Origin of the sequence: Streptomyces durocortorensis (assembly GCF_031760065.1) — a bacterium.
Lineage (GTDB): Bacteria > Actinomycetota > Actinomycetes > Streptomycetales > Streptomycetaceae > Streptomyces.
This window is the reverse complement of record NZ_CP134500.1, coordinates 3,444,630-3,462,725: the sequence shown is the minus strand read 5'-3', so window position 1 is coordinate 3,462,725 and position 18,096 is coordinate 3,444,630. Positions and strand designations below refer to the sequence as shown.

Below are 18,096 nucleotides of genomic sequence, written 5' to 3'. Positions count from 1 at the left end.
GTACGGACCGGCGCCTTCCCGGGGCACTCGGTGCCCCGGGGCACTCGGTCAGGTGACCGTCTGTAACAAGGCGCCGGGCCCGGGCGTCGGTGCGCCTCGCGGGTTTCGGCCCGCACGGGAATCCGCACCATGAAGAGGACGCTGACGCTGCTCGGGGTGACGGTGGCGGCGTCCGTGCGGAGCCGTCGACCCGTTGTTCAGTCCTTGGCCGGCCGGGCGGGGGTGCGCTGTCTGGCCCAGGTCATGCGGGGCTCCAGCAGCGGGCGCAGGAGGCGCCGTACGGGGGGAGTGCACAACAGGGTCACCATGACGGCCGCGCCCACGGTGACGGCGACCGTGCCCGTGGTGGTGTCGAAGACCTGCCGGTCGTAGAAGCCCCCGTAGAACAGTCCGCGGACGACGAAGCCGTGCAGCAGGTACCCGTACAGCGTGCAGGTGCCCAGCGCGGTCATCCAGGTGCGGCCCCGGGGCACCCAGGACAGGAAGCAGGCGCCCAGCACGATGGCGGCCGCGAACAGCAGGAGCGTGGCCGCAGGGCCCGTCCACTGGGCGGTGTCCATCTCCTGGGCGCTGTTCTTGCGGAAGAACCACGAGGTGGAGGTCCGGGGCACCAGCCAGTACGCCACCAGCATCCCGATGGCGAACACGGGCACCGAGACCACGCGCACCCAGGTGCGGCGGACGAGCGCGAAGTGCTGCGGGCCCAGCCGCAGGCCCAGCACGTAGAACGGCAGGAACTGCAAGGTGCGCTGGACCGGCAGGGACCCGTCGGCGGCCGGTGACACCGTCGCCAGGGCGGCGATGCCGAGGGAGACCAGCACCGGGAAGCGTACGGCCTGCCAGATCGGCGTGGACAGCCGCCAGAAGAACAGGGCGGGCAGGAACCACAGCAGCCAGTACGGCGAGAGCAGCGACAGGGAGAAATCCGGGTCGCGCAACGCCCGGTGGAAGAGCGTGTACAGCACCTCGAACACGAGGTAGGGCACCAGCAGGCTGGTGACCAGCTTCCACACCCGGTCCGGCCGCAGCTCGAAGTTCCGTGAGAGGTAGCCCGCGATCAGGATGAACACCGGCATGTGGAAGGTGTAGACGAAGGTGTACGCCGCCTCCACTAGACGGCCGGGTGGCAGCGGCTCCCAGGCGTGCCCGATCGCCACCAGCACGATCGCCAGGTACTTCGCGTTGTCGAAGAAATGGTCCCGGCCATCGGCGGCGGGCGCGCCGGTCCCGGGCGAGGCGGCGGCGGTGGGGCGCGGCAGCTTCCAGACGACGGGGGAAGGCATCCTGACACCCTAGGCGGTGGAAGCGTTCCCTCCGGCCGCTGTGCTCTGTCTCACTTTCTTTCGGTGGTGAGGTGGGGCTCCGCGCTCCCCTCGGCGTCCAGGTGCGGCAGGAACCGGTCCAGCGGGCCCGGAATCCACCAGGCGGACCGGCCCAGCAGGGTCATCACCGCCGGGACCAGCAGCAGCCGTACGACGGTGGCGTCGATGAGCACGCTGGCGGCCAGCCCCAGGCCCAGCATCTTCACCACGATGTTGTCGCTGATCACGAACGCGGCGAAGACGCTCACCATGATCAGGGCGGCGCAGGTGATGACCCGGGCGGTGATCTCCAGTGCGTGCGCGACGCTCGCCCGCGCGTCGCCGGTGCGCAGCCAGGCCTCGTGGATGCGGGAGAGCAGGAAGATCTCGTAGTCCATGCTCAGCCCGAAGACGATCGCGAACATCATCATCGGGACATAGCTCTCGATCGGCACCTTCCCCGACACTCCCAGCGCCGGACCGCCCCAGCCCCACTGGAAGACGGCCACCACGACCCCGTACGAGGCGGCGATCGACAGGACGTTCAGCACGGCGGCCTTCAGCGCGACGAGCAGGCCCCGGAAGACCGCCAGGATCACCAGGAACGCCAGGGCCACGACGACCGCGATGATCAGGGGCAGGCGGCTGGAGACGATGTCCAGGAAGTCGACCTGGGCGGCGGTCGTGCCCGTGACGTACGTGCTCGCGTCGGTGCCGGAGACGGCCTGCGGCAGGACGTCGTCGGTGAGCCGGTTCACCAGGGAGGTCGTCCGCCCGTCCTGCGGGGCGGCCACCGAGTAGGCGGTGGCGGTCAGCACGTCGCCGTCCGACGTGGCGGCGAGCGGGGTGATCACCGCCGCGTCCGGGACGTTGGCCAGCGCCTTCTGCGCCTGGTCGGCGAGGGACGAGCGGTCGGCCGACGGCACGTCGCTCTGGTCGATGACGAGGGTCAGCGGGCCGTTGGAGCCGGGGCCGAACGCGTCCGACATCAGGTCGAAGGCGCGCCGGTCCGTGAACGACTTCGGGTCGGCGCCGTCGCCGATGTGGCCGAGCTGGATGAAGAAGAGGGGGAAGGACAGGACGGCCAGCACCACCACCCCGCCCGCCAGGAACCACCACGGCCGTCGCTCGACCCGCTGCGCGTACCGGTGCCAGCCGCCGACCTCCGTGTTCGCCGTCGCCGGTACGGTCTCGGCCACCGGTTTCCGTAGGTGCACCCGGTCGATCCGGCGGCCGATCAGACCGAGGGCCGCCGGTACGAGCGTGAGGGCGCCGATCACCGCGGTGACGACGGTGACCGCCGCGGCCAGGCCCAGCTTGCCGATGAACCCGATCCCGGAGACCCACAGCCCCGACAGCGCGATGATCACCGTGCAGCCGGAGAGCAGCACCGCGTGGCCGCTGGTGGCGGCCGCGTTCCCGGCAGCCGTCACCGGGTCCTGGCCGTCGATCAGGTTCTGCCGGTGCCGGGTGACCAGGAAGAGCGCGTAGTCGATGCCGACGCCGATGCCGATCATCGTGGCGAGCGTCGGGGAGACCGTCGCGAAGGTCGCCGCGGCGGCCAGCAGCCCGAGCAGGGCGAGCCCGCCCAAGGCGCAGACCAGGGCGGTGACCAGCGGCAGCACGGCGGCCAGCAGACTGCCGAAGCCGATCAGCAGGACCACGATCGCCACCCCGAAGCCGATCGCCTCGCTGGTGCGGTCGTCGGGCTCGGGGCGGGCCAGCTCCCCGAGCGAACCGCCGTACTCCACCTCCACCCCGGCCGAGCGCAGCGGCTGCACCGCCGCGTCGACCCCGTCGAGGTAGGACGGGTCGAGGGTGGAGGGCTGCACGCTGAAGCGGATGGTGATGTACGCGGTCTTCCGGTCGGTGGAGAGCGGCCCGGTGTTCGGGTCGGGCGGCGTGGGCGGGGTGGAGCCGGACGGCGGCAGCGGGTTCTGCGCGGAGAGCACGTCGGGCAGCTTCTCCAGGTCGGCGACGGCCGTGGAGACCTGGTCGGAGACCGAGGTGAGCGTCGTGCCGGCGTCGTGCAGCACCACTTGGGCGCTGTAGCCGCCCGCCTGCGGCGCGTGGGCCTCCAGGACGTCGAGGCCGTCCTGGGACTGGGTGCCGGGGAGCGAGAAGTCGTCGGAGTAGTCGCCGCCGTACGCGTGCTGGAGGACCTGGAGCCCGGCGAGCGCGGCCACCCACAGCACGAGGACGGTCAGGAAGTGCCGGGCGCACCACTCGCCGGTGCGGCGCAGTGCCCCCCGGCGGCGCGGGGCGGTGCCCCGGCCCGTACGGACCTGCGTCGACGGCATGCCGCTCTCCTGCCTCCACCCCGATGCCCGATACCCGAGCGCCCCGGACTTCGCATTCAACGGCTCCGGCCGCCGAGCGGCACCCCGGTGCGGGGAAACGGGTGACGGGTGCGGTCCGCAGGGCCCTGTACGGCGATACGGCGTTCGCCCCGCCGCGCCCGGCGCGGGACACGTACTGCCCGGACTAAGCGACGTCTCAGCAGTGCACTTTCGGTGTCAATGCGGGTGATTACGGCGCATCCCTTGCTATACACGAGCGATGGAGCACCCCGGGACCCTCGTCCTGATCATGGCCCTGGCGGTTCTCGCCCCGCTGCTCGGCTATGCGACCGGGCGGTGGCTGTCCGTCCCCGTCGTCATCTTCGAGATCGTGCTCGGCATCCTGGTCGGGCCGGATGTGCTCGGCTGGGCCCATCACGACCAGGTCATCGACGCCCTGTCCGACCTCGGCCTCTCGATGCTGATCTTCCTCGCGGGGTACGAGATCCGGTTCGCCGAGGTCCGTGGCGCCACCCTGCGCCGGGGCGGTGGGGCCTGGGTTCTCTCCTTCGCCGCCGGGCTCGGGGTCGCCCTGCTCCTCAGCGGCGCGGACCTGGCCAAGAGCCTGGTGATCGGCACCGCGCTCACCAGCACGGCCCTGGGGGCGGTCCTGCCGATCCTGCGGGACTCGGGGCGGCTGGAGGGGAGGTTCGGGTCGGTGGTGATGGCGTTCGGGGCGGTCGGCGAGTTCGGGCCGATCGTGGCGATGGCCCTGCTGTTCAGCGGGCGGAGTCCGGGGGCGGCGAGCATGGTCCTGGCGGGGTTCGCCGCCATCACGGTGGGCGCGGTTTTCTGGGCGATGCGGCCCCGGCCCCCGTGGTTCGCCCGGATCATCGCCATGACCCTGCACAGCAGCGGCCAGTTCGCCGTCCGCTTCGTGATGCTGCTGCTCGCCGGGATGCTGGGCCTGGCCCATGTCTTCGGCCTGGACACCCTGCTCGGCGCGTTCGCCGCCGGGATGCTGACCCGGCTGGTCCTCCAGGGGTCGGCGCCCGAGAGCAGCGGCGAGGTCCTGGGGCGGATCGAGGCCATCGGGTTCGGGTTCCTGGTCCCGTTCTTCTACGTCGTCACAGGCATCGACTTCGACCTCGCGGCGCTCCTGGACGGCGGCCGCCCGCTGCTGCTCGTGCCGGTCTTCCTGCTGCTGTTCCTGCTGGTGCGGGGCGTACCGGCGTACCTCCTGGCCCCGCGCGACCTGACCGGGCGGGCCCCCCGCTCCGCGCTCGCGCTGTTCTCCTCCACCTGTCTGCCGCTGGTCGTCGCGATCACCGCCATCGGCCTGGACGACAAGGTGATCGGTACGGGCGAGGCCGCCGCTCTGGTCGCCGCGGCACTGGTGTCGGTGCTGACGTTCCCCCTGCTGGCGTTCCGGCTGCTGCGGAGGGAGGAGGGCGGTGCGGGGCCGGAGGCGCCGACCCGCGCGGCGGAGAGCGGCGAGGCGTGGTGAGGTCCCGCGCCCTCGGCGGCCCTCGGGAGCGCGCGCCCTCCTCCGGCACTCAGGGCGCGTCCTCCGTCGGGACGCACAGCACCGGGACGGGAGACATGTGCAGCAGCTTGTGCGGGGTCGAGCCGAGGAGCGCGCCGCGCATGGGGCTCTCGCCCCAGGTGCCGACCACGATGACCCGGGCCCCGTGCCGCTGGGCGGCGTCCAGGAGCGCCTGGGCCGGGCTCTCGTCCAGCACCTCCACACGCGCCGGTACGCCCGCCGCCTCGGCCGCCGTCAGGGCGTGCTCCAGTCCGGTGCGCCCGGCCTGCCGGATCGCGTCGTAGTGGCTGCGGTATTCGGCCCCGTCGCGCAGGCCCGGGGCGGCCGCCCCGTACACGAGGATCAGTTCCTCCCCGTACGCCGCCGCCACCTCGATCGCGATGCGCAGGGCGCGGGCGGCGCCGGGGGATTCGTCGTAACCGAGCACAACCGACATCTCAAAGCCCCTTACCGTCACCGGAGCCGGCGGGCTCACCGGACCTGGTGACCGTGGCGTGCACCAGGTCCGGGTCGGGGACCGAGGGCCGCTCCTGCCAGAACACCGCGTCGCGCAGCCGCCAGACCACCATGAGGACCACGCCGACCACGGAGATCCCGATGCCGATGACGAGCGGCGGGCCGAGCCCGAACCAGGACGTGCCGCTGTAGGAGTTGGCCGGGTCGGACATGTCCATCACCGAGCGCACCAGCAGCCAGGTCAGCAGCCCGGCGCCGACCACGGGGCCGAGGCCGATGAGGACGAAGTTGTGCACGCTCTCGGTGAGGTGACGCCGGTAGTAGACCGCGCAGGCCACCCCGGTGAGCGCGTAGTAGAAGGCGATGAGCAGGGACAGGGCGGTGAGGGAGTCGAACAGTGCTTCGGTGCTGATCCGGTTCACCACCAGGTACCAGGCGATCGCGATCGCGGCGACCCACCACGTACTGACGTCCGGGGTACGGAACCGGGGGCTGATGTGCCCGAAGTGCTCCGGCAGTGCCTGACGCCGGGCCATCGACAGCGCGGTCCGGGACGCCGGGATGATCGTCGTCTGCGTCGAGGCGATCGCCGAGGTGGCCACCGCGAGCAGCAGGATCCAGTCCCAGCCGCCCAGGACGTCCCCGGCGAGCTGGGCGAAGATGAACTCCTCCTCGCCCGCGTTCTCCGCCAGGAACGCCGTGCCCGCGAAGGCGACGACCGCGATGGCGACCGACAGATAGGTCACCAGGAGCACCACGGTGGACCACAGGCCCGCCTTGCCCGGGGCGCTCGCCGAGTTCTCCGTCTCCTCGGTGAGGTTGACCGCGGACTCCCAGCCCCAGTAGATGAACACCCCGAGCAGCAGCCCGCCGGTCAGCGCGGCGCCACCGGCGCCGAACGGGTGCAGCCAGCTCAGGGACGGTTCGATCGAGTCGAAGCCGGTGGTACCCGCGTACACCCGGTACAGCGCCACCACGACGAAGACCAGCAGGAACGCGACCTGAAGAAGGATCAGCGCGTTCTGCACCTTGGCCGACAGCTCGGTGCCGATCACACAGAGCCCGGTCATCACGATGATCAGCAGCACGGTCAGCAGCTGGCGGACGAAGGCGTTGTCGACCCAGCCGTCCAGGCCGACAGCCAGCAGGGTGAAGCTCACCGCCACATCGGCCAGCGAACCGACCACCAGCACACCGGTCATGGTGATCGCCCAGCCGCCGAGCCAGCCCGCCCACGGGCCCATCGCCCGGGTCACCCAGGAGAACGTCGTGCCGCAGTCCTGGTCGACCTTGTTCAGGTAGTAGAACGCCGAGGCGATCAGCAGCATCGGCACGAACGAGGCGAACATGACGCCCGGGGCGTAGATCCCCGCCAGGGCCACGATCGGGCCGATCACGGCGGCCAGCGAATAGGCCGGGGAGGTCGAGTTGAGGCCGATGACGAGGGCGTCGACGAACCCGATGGCGTTCGGCTTCAGGCCGACCGCGGGTTCGTCCTGCATACGGTCGTGGGCCATGGTTCCTCGATCCGGCCGGGCTGCCCCCGCAGGGTGCGGCGGATGATCCGGACCTCATCGTAAGAACGCCCGCCCCGGTGCGCATTCCGGATGAAACGCCCCCGCTGGACGGGGGTCACCCGATCGGCCCGCTCCTCTGCGAAGCCGGAGGGCGGGGCGCAGGGTGGAGACCATGTGGTCCCGCCGACTCGTCCTGGGCGTCCTGGTCCTGCCCCTGGCCCTCCTGGTGTTCGGGGACGGCCCGGCGGTCCACGCGCCCCGGACGGAGCTGGCCACCGGGCCCCGGCCGCCGCGCGGGCTCCCGCAGCCCGCCGTCGTCAGCCGCCGGGAGTGGCACGCGGACGAGGAGCTGGTGAAGGAGGGGCCGCACTACACCGGTGCGGCGAAGGCGCTGTTCGTGCACCACACCGGCAACCCCAACCACTACGACTGCGCGGACACTCCCGAACTGATCCGGGCCGTCCAGAGCGGCCACATCGAGCAGGACGGCTGGGACGACATCGGCTACAACTTCCTCGTCGACCGCTGCGGCACGATCTACGAGGGCCGGGGCGGCGGGGTCGCCCGGGCGGTGCTCGGGGCCCACACCAAGGGGTTCAACACCGACACCGTCGGCGTCGCGGCGATCGGCAACTTCGGCGAGGGCGCCGAGGTGCCTAAGCCCATGATGGACGCGCTGGTGCGGCTCGCCGCCTGGAAGCTGCGGCCCGGGGCGGACCCGCTGGGCACGGTCGAGCTGGTCTCGACGAACGACGAGAGCCGCTTCGACGAGGGCCAGGTGGCCCGGCTGCACGTCATCTCCGGCCACCGTGACAGCTATGAGACCCGCTGCCCCGGCGAGGCGCTGTACGGGCTGCTGCCCCAGCTGCGGGAGCGCACGGCGAAGCTGCGCGCCTCCGTGCCGGGCCACTCTGAGGCGGCCCGGCTGCGGCCGTACTTCTGAGCGCCGCGCCGGGGTGGCTACCGGGCGACGAACTGCGTCAGTATCGCCTGCACCTCGTAGATGTCGACGCCCTTGGTGAAGGTCTTCTGGAGCGGGGTGGCGCTGCCCGAGATCCAGATCTTCAGCTCGGCGTCGAGGTCGAACGTCCCGGCCGTCTCCACGGCGAAGTGGGTGATGCTGCGATACGGGACGGAGTGGTACTCCACCTTCTTGCCGGTGATGCCCTGCTTGTCGACGAGGATCAGCCGCCGGTCCGTGAACAGGATCGTGTCGCGGATCAGCAGGAACGCGGCGTGCACCTGCTCGCCCTGGCCGAGCAGCCGGGCGTAGTCCTGCTGGGCGGTGGCCGGATTGATCGTGTGGGCGTTGCCGAACAGTGCCATGGGTCCCCCGTGGTGCGTCTGTGCGTCTTCCGGCCGTCGTACCGAAGCATCTCCTCGCGCCTCTCGGCCGTCGTAGGAAGTACGTGCCGACGGGGGCGAAGGTTCCCGGCCGCCGCGCCGCCGCTACAGGGGGACGGCCGTCACCTCCGTCGCCTTCACGCTCGTCCAGACGGGCGTCCCCTCGGCGATGCCCAGTTCGGCCGCGGCCTGCGGGGTGATCTCCGCGACCAGGTCCGGGGCCTCGGCCGAGGTGATCAGCAGCCGCAGTCTGCTGCCGCCCGAGGTGATCTCGCGGACCGTGCCCGGCCAGACGTTGCGCGGGCTGCCGGTGGGCCGCTCCCGGTGTACGGAGACGGCTTCCGGGGCGATGACCGCGAGGGCGTCCGTGCTCGCGGGGAGGGGCTCGGCGACCACGAGGTGCCCGCCGCCCTCCAGGGCGAGGCCGTCGGCGGTGGCGGTCCCCGGCCAGGCGTTGCGGCCCAGCATCCGGGCCACCCACGGTGAGCGCGGGTGCCGGGTGACCTCGGCGGGCGGCTCGTCCTGGAGGACCCTGCCGTCCTCCAGGACCAGGACCCGGTCGGCCAGCGAGACCGCCTCGACCGGGTCGTGCGTGACGATCAGACAGACCCCGCCGAACTCCGCGAGGTGCCCGCGCAGGGTGTGCCGCACCCGGGCCCGGGTGCTCTGGTCGAGGGCGGCGAGCGGTTCGTCCAGCAGCAGGAGGCGCGGGCGGGCGGCCAGCGCGCGGGCCAGGGCGACCCGCTGGGCCTGGCCGCCGGAGAGCTGCGCGGGTCTGTGCTGGGCGAGGTGGCCCACCCCGAGCCGGTCCAGCCAGCCCTGGGCCTCGCGCCGGGCCTCCGCGCGGGGCACGCCGTGGGCGCGGAGTCCGTACGCCGTGTTGGACAGGGCGCTCAGGTGCGGGAAGAGGGCCCCGTCCTGGGGGACCCAGGCGACGCCCCGGCGGTGCGGGGGGAGTTCCGACACATCGCTGTCGCCCAGGCGCAGTCGGGCGTGGGCGCGGGGCGTGAGGCCGAGGAGGGCCCGCAGGAGGGTGGTCTTGCCCGCGCCGTTGGGGCCGACGACCGCGATGGTGGTGCCGGGGTCCGCGTCCAGGGCGAGGCGGGTGAAGCCGGTGACGTCCGCGTGCAGGGACCAGCGTTCCCGGGGGGCCTTCTCCCGTACGTACGGGGGTGGTTCGGGCAGGACGTCCGGTGTGGTGCTCGCCGGCTCCTCCGGGCGGGCCGTCCGCTCGCGGTGGTCGCCAGGGGTGCCGGTCCAGCGGCCGCGCAGGGCGATCAGCACGATCATCGCGATGGCCAGGAGCAGCAGCGACACCGAGGTGGCGGCCTCCGGGGAGTCCTGGAGCAGCAGGTACACCTGGAGCGGCAGGGTCTGCGTGGTGCCCGGGAGGTTCCCGGCGAAGGTGATGGTCGCGCCGAACTCGCCGAGCGCCCGCGCCCAGGTCAGGGCGGCTCCGGCGATGAGCCCGGGGGCGACCATCGGCAGCGTCACGGTGAGGAACACCCGTACCGGCGGGGCGCCGAGGGACGCGGCGGTCTCCTCGTACCGGGGGCGCAGTCCGCCGAGCGCGCCCTCCAGCGAGATGACCAGGAACGGCATCGCGACGAACGTCGCCGCCAGCACGGCCCCCGAGGTGTGGAAGGGGAGCGTGATGCCGAAGGTGTCCTCCAGCCACGGCCCGAGCAGCCCGCGCCGGCCGAAGGCCAGCAGCAGGGCCACCCCGCCGACCGTGGGCGGCAGCACCATCGGCAGCAGCACCAGCGAGCGGACGAACGCCTTGCCGGGGAACGGCACCCGGGCCAGCAGCCAGGCCAGCGGCACCCCGAACAGCAGCGAGAGCCCGAGCGACCAGAGCGAGACCAGCAGGGAGAGCCGCAGCGCCCGGGTGGTCGGCTCGGCGGTGAGGTGCGCCCCGAGCTCGCCCCAGGAGGTACGGGCCAGGATGCCGACGAGCGGCAGCATCAGGAACGCCACGGCCAGCAGCGCGGGCACCGTCAGCAGGAGCGGGGCGCGGCCCCCGGGCGTAGGGCGCGGTGCCGGTCGTTTCATGAGTGACCTCGTCGGGCGGCGGGAGTGCGGTACCCGGCGGGCCCGTCGGACGGAACGGGCCTGCCGGGGCGTGCGGGGTGCGGTCAGGGCTGCTGGAAGCCCGCGCTCCGGAGGATCTTCTGCGCGGCGGGCGTGGTGAGCCAGGCGACGAACGCGGCGGCGGCCTCGCTGTGCTCGGACGCCTTCAGCATGGCGGCCGGGTAGGAGGTGACGGCGTTCTCGGCGTCCGGGATGTCGATCGCGTCGACCTTGCCGGCGGCGGTCGCGGCGTCCGTCCTGTAGACGAGCCCCGCGTCCGCCTCGCCCAGCTCGACCTTGCTGAGGACCGCGCGGACGCTGGGTTCCTGGGAGACCGGCTTCACCTTGATCCGTTGCGCGTCGAGGATCTGCTTGCCGTAGCGGCCCACCGGCACCTCGGGGGCGGCCAGGACGACCTTCAGCCGGGGGTCGGAGAGGTCCTTGAGGCTCTCGACCTTCTCCGGGTTGCCCTCACCGACGGCGATGACGAGGCGGTTCCCGGCGATGACGGTCGGGGTGCCGGTCTCGCCGGAGAGACCGTCCATCGTCCTGGTGTCGGCGGTGACCAGGACGTCGGCGGGGGCGCCCTGCCTCACCTGCGCGGCCAGCTCCTGGGAGCCCGCGAAGGAGAACGTGACCCCCGTGCCCGGGTTCTCCTTCTCGTACGCCGCCCCCGCCTCCTCGAAGGCGTCGGTGAGCGAGGCGGCGGCCAGCACGGTCAGGCCGGCGGCCGGGGCGCCCGAGGCGGAGCCGGACGGCTTCGCGCCGCTGCCGCTGTCCTCGCCGCCTGCGGAACCGTCGTTGCCGCAGGCGGCGAGCGGGACGAGGAGCGCGGTGGCCAGGGCGGCGGCGGCCGCGCGGTGGCGGGTGAGCAGGAGGGACACGAGGCTGAGGCTCCTTGGATGCGTAGGCGGTGCGGAACGGGGGCAGCGGCGGGCCGTCGGCCGGTCGGTCCCGTTGGCCTCAGGTGCGGTCGATGTGCACGCTGGTCGACTTCACGCGGGCGGTCGCCCGCATGCCGACCTCAAGGCCCAGCTCCTCCACCGCCTCCCTGGTCAGGAGAGAGACGAGCCGGTGCGGACCGGCCTGGATCTCGACCTGGGCCGCCACATCGCCGAGCTTCACCGCGGTGACGATGCCCGGGAACGCGTTGCGGGCGGAGGTGTAGGGGGCCTCGTCCTCGCCGCCCGCACCCTGGCCGACCTCGATCGAGAAGGCGGCCAGCGCGCGGCCGTCGATCAGACGGCGCCCGGCCTCGTCGCGATGGGTCGCGACCCGTCCGGCGTCCGCCCAGCGGCGGGCGGTGTCGGGACTGACCCCGAGAAGTCGTGCTGCCTGGCCGATTGTGTAGGACTGCATGTGCAGCACGCTAGGCCAATCAGGCTGGTATTTGCCATTCTCTGGACGATGGTCCATCGCAGATGCGATGGATCTCGGAGGAAGGTACGGGGAGGGGCGGGCGTTGCCGGGCACGTCGACGGACCGCGCCGTTCTCTCCGGTCGCGGCCCGTCGGTGCCGGTCGTTCCCGTCGGCGGGTGACAGTCCCGGTCAGGTCACCGGGCTCGTCGCCGGCATCTCGCCCTCGGTGGTCGTCACGTCGATCACCGCGAACGAGGCGCCCTGCGGATCGCTGAGCGCCGCGAACCGGCCGAACGGGCTGTTCATCGGCCCGAACCGCAGCACTCCGCCGTGCTCGGTCGCCTTCGCCACCGCCGCGTCGCAGTCCGGGACGGAGAAGTACACGATCAGGAAGGAGGGCAGGTCGGGTGGGAAGTCGTCGCCCATCGCCATCCGGCCGAGGACCGTCTGCCCCTGGACGTCGAACATGGCGAAGTCCATCGACTCGTCGTCGAACTTCCGTGCCGTGTAGGGGAAGACCGCCGGGTAGAAGGCGTCTACGGCCTTCGGGTCACGGGTGAAGACCTCGCCCCAGCAGTACCCGCCGGGGGCGCCCATCTCCGTCTCGAACCCCTCGTGGCTGTTCGCCTGCCAGATGCCGAAGGCGGCGCCGCCCGGGTCGCGGGCCAGCGCCATCGTGCCGAAGTCGCCGACCTGCATCGGCTCCACCAGCACCTCGCCGCCGTTGTCGCGGACCTTGCCCGCGGTCGCGGCGGCGTCCGGGGACGCGAGGTAGAGACACCACGCCGAAGGGCTTTCCTCCTCGCCCGGCATGGGCGGGGAGACGGCGGCGGCCGCCTTGCCGTCCGCGAACGCCTGCGTGTAGTCGCCGAACTCCGGCGCGGCCTCACCGAACGTCCAGCCGAGCACATCCGCGTAGAAGCTCTTGGCCCTCTCGGTGTCGGCGAACATCGCGTCCGCCCAGCACGGGGTGCCTTCCGGTTGTACAGCCATGGCACGGTCCTTCCCTGCGTCCCTGTCGTCGGCCCCACCCGCACGGCCAACGCCAAGGGCCGTCCCGCAGTCCCTGTCGGGCGCGCGACGACAGCTACGGCACCTTGCCGCGTTGTCGGAACGCCCGCATACATCCAGTATGCGGACGTCCCTCCGCCTTGCAATGCACCGCATCTGACGCCGCGCGCTGATCCTTCAGGGACTGCGGGACAGCCCTTGGTCAGCCGAGGGTGAGGCCGCGCGTCGGGACATCAGTGGCGCGACCGGTGCCGGTGCTGCCGCTCCTCGGGGGCGTAGTCCGGGCAGTCGGGGTTCTGGCAGGGGCCCGGACGCCAGACCGGGACGAAGATCCCCAGGGTCTTGTGGCGGTGGATCTCGGACGGGACGGGTTCCTTGCAGGTCGGGCACATGAAAGCGGCCCGCTGCCGGGTCTCACGCTCTTTTCTGGCCATTTCCTCACGATAGGCCCGGCCAGGGGCTTTGGAAAGGCTTTTCCTCTGCTTTGCCGCTGCTTTACTTGTCGGTATTGGCGGTACCGGCGTCCGTGCCGCCTGTTCCGGCCGCACCGCCCAGCTCGCCCGGGGGCCTCGGGGGGCGGCGGATGCTCAGGGTCACCGATACCGCCAGAATGACGACGATCACCGCCAGGCTCACCGGCGAGGGGATCTCCGGAATGGAGGTGCTGATCATCTTGTGGCAGGCCTGGAGAATGAGCTTGACCCCGATGAAGGCGAGAATGATCGCCAGCCCGTGGCTCAGGTAGTGGAACCGGTCCAGCAGTCCGGCCAGCAGGAAGAACAGGGCCCGCAGCCCCAGGATCGCGAAGGCGTTGCTGGTGTAGACGATGAAGAGGTCGTCGCTGACCGCGAGCACGGCCGGGACGCTGTCGACGGCGAAGATGAGGTCGGCCGCCTCGATCGCGGCGACCACCGCGAGCAGCGGGGTGCCGATCCGCCGCCCCTCCTTGTGCACGACGAAGTGCGTGCCGGCGTATTCGTCCTGCACCGGCATGATCTTCCGCAGCATCCGTACCGCGAAGCTCTTCCCCGGGTCGAAATTCTCCTCCTGGCCGCTGAGGATCTTATAGCTGCTGTAGAAAAGGACCAGGGCGAAGAGGAACAGCACGAACGTGAAGCGGTTCACCACCGCGACACCGGCTGTCAGGAAGATCGCCCGGAAGACGAGAGCGCCGATGACGCCGAAGAACAGCACCCGGTGCTGATACTCCCGGGGCACCTTGAAATAGGCGAAGATCAGTGCGAAGACGAAGAGGTTGTCGACCGAGAGGCTCTTCTCCAGCAGCCAGGCGGTGGTGTATTCCGTGCCCGCCGTCGTCCCGAGGGTCAGGAAGACGACCCCGCCGAAGACCAGCGCGAGGCCGACCCACAGCGCGCTCCACAGCCCGGCCTCCTTGAAGCCGATGACATGCGCCTTGCGATGCGCCAGCAGGTCGACCGCCAGCGAGACGACCACGGTTACCGCGAACACGATCCAGAGCCACACCGGTACATCCACGCCGGAGACCTCCCCTTCGCCCGTTGGGTTCTTAAGAGTGTGCCCCGCCAAGGCCGCTGCTGCGCGCCGGAGAGCGCGAATTCACGGCCGCGACCGAGGCCATCAGCTCAGCGTCGAGGAACGAGGGGTCGGCCAGCCGGGTGGCGGCGGCGTAGGAGTTGAGCAGCGCCTTGGTCACCCGCAGGGCGGCCTCCGGGCGGCGGACCACCGGTTTCGCCCAGGCGGCGACCGCCTCGTCCAGCTCCGCTTCGGCCACCACGCGCTGGAGGACGGAGAGCCCGTGCGCCTCGGTGGCGTCGAAGGAACGCCCGGTGAGGATCAGTTCGCGGACCCGGGCCGCGCCGACCTCGTGGATCAGCCGGGGCAGCAGCCCGCCCCAGGCGGTCGGCAGCCCGAGCGCCAGTTCCGGCAGCCGGAAGGAGGCGGTGTCCGCGCCGACCCGCAGGTCGCAGGCGAGGGCGAGCGCGAAGCCCGCGCCGACGGCCTTGCCCTGGACCCGGGCGATGGTCACCGCCCGATTGCCGGAGATCGCCTCGCAGACCCGGCGGGCCTTCTCCCCGGAGACCCGGATGCCCCGGCCGGCGGGGTCCTCCTCCAGCCACCGGGCGAACTCCGTACGGTCGCCGCCCAGACAGAAGTCGTCCCCGGCGCCGCTGAGCACCACGACCCGCACCTCGGGGTCCGGGGCGGTGTAGAGGTCCAGCAGCTCGTCGAGCATCGCCTCGGTCACCGCGTTGCCGGTCTCCGGCGCGTGCAGCTCCACGTGCAGAACGGCCCCCTCGCGCCGGGTGCGTACCGTCGCGGGAGGCTCGTCCGGTGTGGAGGGCCGGGGAGCGGGCGAGGAGGAGCTCAGGAAGTCGGGCAGCGAGAGCTTCACAGCGCCACACCCAGCGAGGTGACCCGGCGGAAGACCATGCGGGTGGCGTACACCGCGGGGGACGTGGTGTGCAGCGTGGGGAATCGGTCCAGCATGCGCGTCAGCAGCGTCCGGGCCTCCAGCTTGGCCAGTGCGGCGCCCAGGCAGTAGTGCACCCCGCCGCCGAAGGTGAGGTGGCTGCCGCCGCGCAGGATGTCGAAGGAGCCAGGGTCCGGATTGCGCCGCGGATCGTGGTTGGCGGCTCCGTACAGGACGTGCACCATACTGTCCTTCTTGATCGGGACCCCGGCCAGGACGGTGTCCTCGGCGGCGATCCGGGTGTTGATGTGGATGGGCGGGTCGTAGCGCAGCACCTCGTCGACGGCCGCGTCGATGTGCTCCGGGTGCTCCCGCAGCCACTCCCAGCGGCCGGGCTCGGCCAGCAGCAGCGAGGTCATCGCGGAGAGCAGGGTGGCGGTGGTCTCCAGCGAGGCGATCGTGACGAACATGGTGAGGCGGTAGAGGATCTCGTCCGCCCGCTCCCGGTCCGGTTCCATCGCGTCCCAGGTGTGGATCCAGCCGGTCAGCACGTCGTTGCGCGGCTCGGCCCGGCGGCGGGCGATCAGGCCGTTGAAGTAGGCGCGCAGCTGTACGGTCGCCCCGGCGGAGACCGCGAGCTGCGACTTGGTCGGCAGTAACTCCTGTGCGTACACCTGGTTGTGCGTCATCTCCAGGATCCGCGGATAGTCCTCGGGCGGTATGCCGAGCCAGGAGCCGACCGTGCTGATCGGCAGCTGCTCGCTGACCGTGGAGACGAAGTCGGCCTCACCCCAGCGGAGTTTGTCGGCCAGCTCGTCCAGCAGCCGGTCGGCGTGGCCCTCGACGTCGGGGGTGAGGCGTTCGATGGTCGAGCGGTCGAAGAGGTTGCCGAGGCTGCGTCGCTGGCAGGTGTGCTCGGGCGCGTTGAGCCGGGAGAGCGTGCCGGTCATCTCCCGGGTGGCGACGGCCTCCCAGCGCTCGCTGTCCTCCTGCCGCTCCTGCCAGGCGAAGTCGGGGGTCAGCCAGCCGCGGCCGCGCAGGACCTTGGCGCAGGTGTCGAATCCGGTGACGAAGTACCCGTCCCACGGAGCTCGGACGACGTCACCCATCGTCCGTAGCTCCGCGAGTATTCCGTAGGGCTCGGCCTGCCCTTCCGGGGAGTTGAGTCTGCGGAGCAGGCCGACCACCGCGCGTCGGCCGTCGGGGGTCCTGTCTTTACCGCCTGTGATACTCACGCAGAGTTCCTTGACCTAGGCCCGTGGTTACCGCCCTGAACCTACCCCTCCGGATATCTGCGCCAAGCGTCGATCCCTGTTGCCCCCGTCACATGCAATCGTTCGCAAATGCCCGTCTTCACCAGTGAATTGTCGGCCTGTGAGCCATACGTCGGTCAGACGCGGAACACGTCGAGGAACGAACTCCACCAACCCTTGGTCTTCTTGGCCGGCTCCGCAGCGTGACGGTGCGTCGGAGCGGAGGCCGGCGCCGCGGTCCGGTACGGATCGGGCAGCTGCGCCGAGGTCTGCGCCGGGGCCGGCGGCTGCACCCCGGCCGCCGCGCGCCGGGCGGCCGTCGGGGTGAACCGTACGGGCAGCGCGACCAGGGCGCGGTGGAAGGGGCCCGGCCGCCAGGCGACCCCGGAGGCCGGGACGGCGAGGGAGAGATCCGGGACGGTGTTGAGGATCTTCTCGATCGCGGTCAGCGCGATCAGCGTCGCGGGCGACTTGGCCGGGCACACGTGCGGGCCCGCGCCCCAGGCCAGGTGGGCCCCTTTGCTCAGGGTCTGGCGGGCGTCGGTGAGGGACGGGTCGCTGTTCGCGGCGGCGAAGCTGATCAGCACCGGAGTCTCCGCCTTCAGCGTCACCCCGTCCAGCTCGATGTCCCGCACCGGGTAGTGCGTCGCGTAGTTGGCGATCGGCGGGTTGTTCCACAGCACGTCGTCCAGCGCGTCCTCGACGAGCATCCCCGAACCGCGCCGCTCGGGCGCGCCCGGCTGCTCCCCGGCGAGCATCAGCAGCAGTGCGTTGCCGATCAGATTGCGCTCCGGCTCGACGCCCGCGCCCATCAGCATCACCAGCTGGTCCTTCAGCTCCTCGTCCCGCAGCCCCGCCGGGTGCTGGATCAGCCAGGACGTGATGTCCTCGCCGGGCTGGCGGCGCTTGATCGCGACCAGCTCCATCAGGCACTCCGTCAGCTCGGCGTTGGCGCGCAGCACGTCCTCGCCGTCGAAGATGGCCGACATCGAGCGGGTCAACCGGTCGCCGATGTCGCCGGGGCAGCCGAAGAGCTGGTTGAACAGCAGCAGCGGCAGGAGCTTGGCGTACTCGTTGAGCAGATCGGCGGTGCCGCGCTCGATGAACTGGTCGATCAGGTAGTCGGCGATCCGCTCGACGTCCCGGCTGAGCCTGCTGCTGTTGAGCCGGGACAGCGACTCGGTGACCGCCTTGCGCAGCCGCAGGTGCTCCGCGCCGTCGGTGAACAGGCAGTTGGGCCGGTACACCATCATCGGCAGCACCGGGCTGTCCATCGGTACGGCGCCCTCGCGCAGCGCCGCCCAGCGCCGCGAGTCCCGGGCGAACAGCGCCGGGTTCTGGAGCACCCGCAGCGCCGCCTCGTGCTGCACGATCAGCGTGGCGTCCACTCCGGGGGCCAGCTCGATCGGGGCGGCGGGGCCGTGCGTCCGGAAGGTGTCGTAGACGCGGTGCGGATCGGCGGCGAACTCCGGTCCGTACAGCGACGTCTGCTGCTGGTGCGCGGGGCACCCGGCGGGCGGGCTGTACGGGGTGGCTCCCGGCGACGGGTCCATGTCGGCTTCCTCGG

16 protein-coding genes are annotated in these 18,096 nt (G+C 71.7%); 2 read left to right on the top strand and 14 right to left on the bottom strand.

What is annotated here, in order from left to right:
- Window positions 1-197: 197 nt before the first annotated feature.
- Window positions 198-1,283 carry an acyltransferase family protein gene (locus RI138_RS15225; protein WP_311120369.1) on the bottom strand — a complete coding sequence of 362 codons (1,086 nt, stop codon included), beginning with the start codon at window positions 1,281-1,283 and terminating at the stop codon, window positions 198-200.
- Between the two features lie 50 nt (window positions 1,284-1,333).
- Complete coding sequence (locus RI138_RS15220) at window positions 1,334-3,601, bottom strand: MMPL family transporter (RefSeq protein WP_311120368.1); 2,268 nt, start codon at window positions 3,599-3,601, stop codon at window positions 1,334-1,336.
- Window positions 3,602-3,860: 259 nt separating this feature from the next.
- Between RI138_RS15220 and RI138_RS15215 the strand changes: the two genes are divergently transcribed.
- On the top strand, window positions 3,861-5,087 hold the full coding sequence (locus RI138_RS15215; protein ID WP_311120367.1) for a cation:proton antiporter: 1,227 nt from the start codon (window positions 3,861-3,863) through the stop codon (window positions 5,085-5,087).
- Between the two features lie 49 nt (window positions 5,088-5,136).
- Here RI138_RS15215 and RI138_RS15210 read toward each other — a convergent pair whose 3' ends face one another.
- Both RI138_RS15210 and RI138_RS15205 read right to left on the bottom strand, forming a co-directional pair.
- Complete coding sequence (locus RI138_RS15210) at window positions 5,137-5,562, bottom strand: universal stress protein (protein ID WP_311120366.1); 426 nt, start codon at window positions 5,560-5,562, stop codon at window positions 5,137-5,139.
- A gap of 1 nt (window position 5,563) precedes the next feature.
- On the bottom strand, window positions 5,564-7,099 hold the full coding sequence (locus tag RI138_RS15205; RefSeq protein WP_311120365.1) for an APC family permease: 1,536 nt from the start codon (window positions 7,097-7,099) through the stop codon (window positions 5,564-5,566).
- 172 nt (window positions 7,100-7,271) lie between these two features.
- Here RI138_RS15205 and RI138_RS15200 point away from each other — a divergent pair, with 172 nt between their 5' ends.
- Window positions 7,272-8,042: a peptidoglycan recognition protein family protein gene (locus RI138_RS15200; RefSeq protein WP_311120364.1), complete on the top strand. Its 771-nt coding sequence runs from the start codon at window positions 7,272-7,274 to the stop codon at window positions 8,040-8,042.
- Between the two features lie 17 nt (window positions 8,043-8,059).
- Here the strand turns inward: RI138_RS15200 and RI138_RS15195 are convergent, their stop codons facing one another.
- The 10 genes from RI138_RS15195 to RI138_RS15150 all read right to left on the bottom strand — a co-directional run bounded on the left by RI138_RS15195 (window position 8,060) and on the right by RI138_RS15150 (window position 18,082).
- Window positions 8,060-8,425 (bottom strand): PH domain-containing protein, encoded by a 366-nt coding sequence (locus RI138_RS15195; protein ID WP_096626497.1) that lies wholly within the window; start codon window positions 8,423-8,425, stop codon window positions 8,060-8,062.
- 123 nt (window positions 8,426-8,548) lie between these two features.
- Complete coding sequence (locus tag RI138_RS15190) at window positions 8,549-10,495, bottom strand: ABC transporter permease (protein ID WP_311120363.1); 1,947 nt, start codon at window positions 10,493-10,495, stop codon at window positions 8,549-8,551.
- A gap of 83 nt (window positions 10,496-10,578) precedes the next feature.
- Window positions 10,579-11,397, bottom strand: coding sequence for a molybdate ABC transporter substrate-binding protein (modA, locus tag RI138_RS15185; RefSeq protein WP_311120362.1), 819 nt, complete (start codon window positions 11,395-11,397; stop codon window positions 10,579-10,581).
- A 79-nt stretch (window positions 11,398-11,476) separates the two neighbouring features.
- Window positions 11,477-11,872: a TOBE domain-containing protein gene (locus RI138_RS15180; protein WP_103509654.1), complete on the bottom strand. Its 396-nt coding sequence runs from the start codon at window positions 11,870-11,872 to the stop codon at window positions 11,477-11,479.
- A 190-nt stretch (window positions 11,873-12,062) separates the two neighbouring features.
- Window positions 12,063-12,866 (bottom strand): VOC family protein, encoded by an 804-nt coding sequence (locus tag RI138_RS15175; protein WP_311120361.1) that lies wholly within the window; start codon window positions 12,864-12,866, stop codon window positions 12,063-12,065.
- A 251-nt stretch (window positions 12,867-13,117) separates the two neighbouring features.
- Complete coding sequence (locus RI138_RS15170; protein WP_096626489.1) at window positions 13,118-13,318, bottom strand: hypothetical protein; 201 nt, start codon at window positions 13,316-13,318, stop codon at window positions 13,118-13,120.
- 61 nt (window positions 13,319-13,379) lie between these two features.
- On the bottom strand, window positions 13,380-14,381 hold the full coding sequence (locus RI138_RS15165) for a TerC family protein (RefSeq protein WP_311120360.1): 1,002 nt from the start codon (window positions 14,379-14,381) through the stop codon (window positions 13,380-13,382).
- A gap of 31 nt (window positions 14,382-14,412) precedes the next feature.
- Window positions 14,413-15,258 carry an enoyl-CoA hydratase/isomerase family protein gene (locus RI138_RS15160; RefSeq protein WP_311120359.1) on the bottom strand — a complete coding sequence of 282 codons (846 nt, stop codon included), beginning with the start codon at window positions 15,256-15,258 and terminating at the stop codon, window positions 14,413-14,415.
- A complete protein-coding gene (locus tag RI138_RS15155; RefSeq protein WP_311122900.1) occupies window positions 15,255-16,385 on the bottom strand; it encodes a cytochrome P450 in 1,131 nt (376 codons plus the stop codon). Before RI138_RS15155 ends, RI138_RS15160 begins: the two co-directional genes overlap by 4 nt.
- 281 nt (window positions 16,386-16,666) lie before the next feature.
- Window positions 16,667-18,082 (bottom strand): cytochrome P450 family protein, encoded by a 1,416-nt coding sequence (locus RI138_RS15150; protein WP_311120358.1) that lies wholly within the window; start codon window positions 18,080-18,082, stop codon window positions 16,667-16,669.
- Window positions 18,083-18,096: the final 14 nt, after the last annotated feature.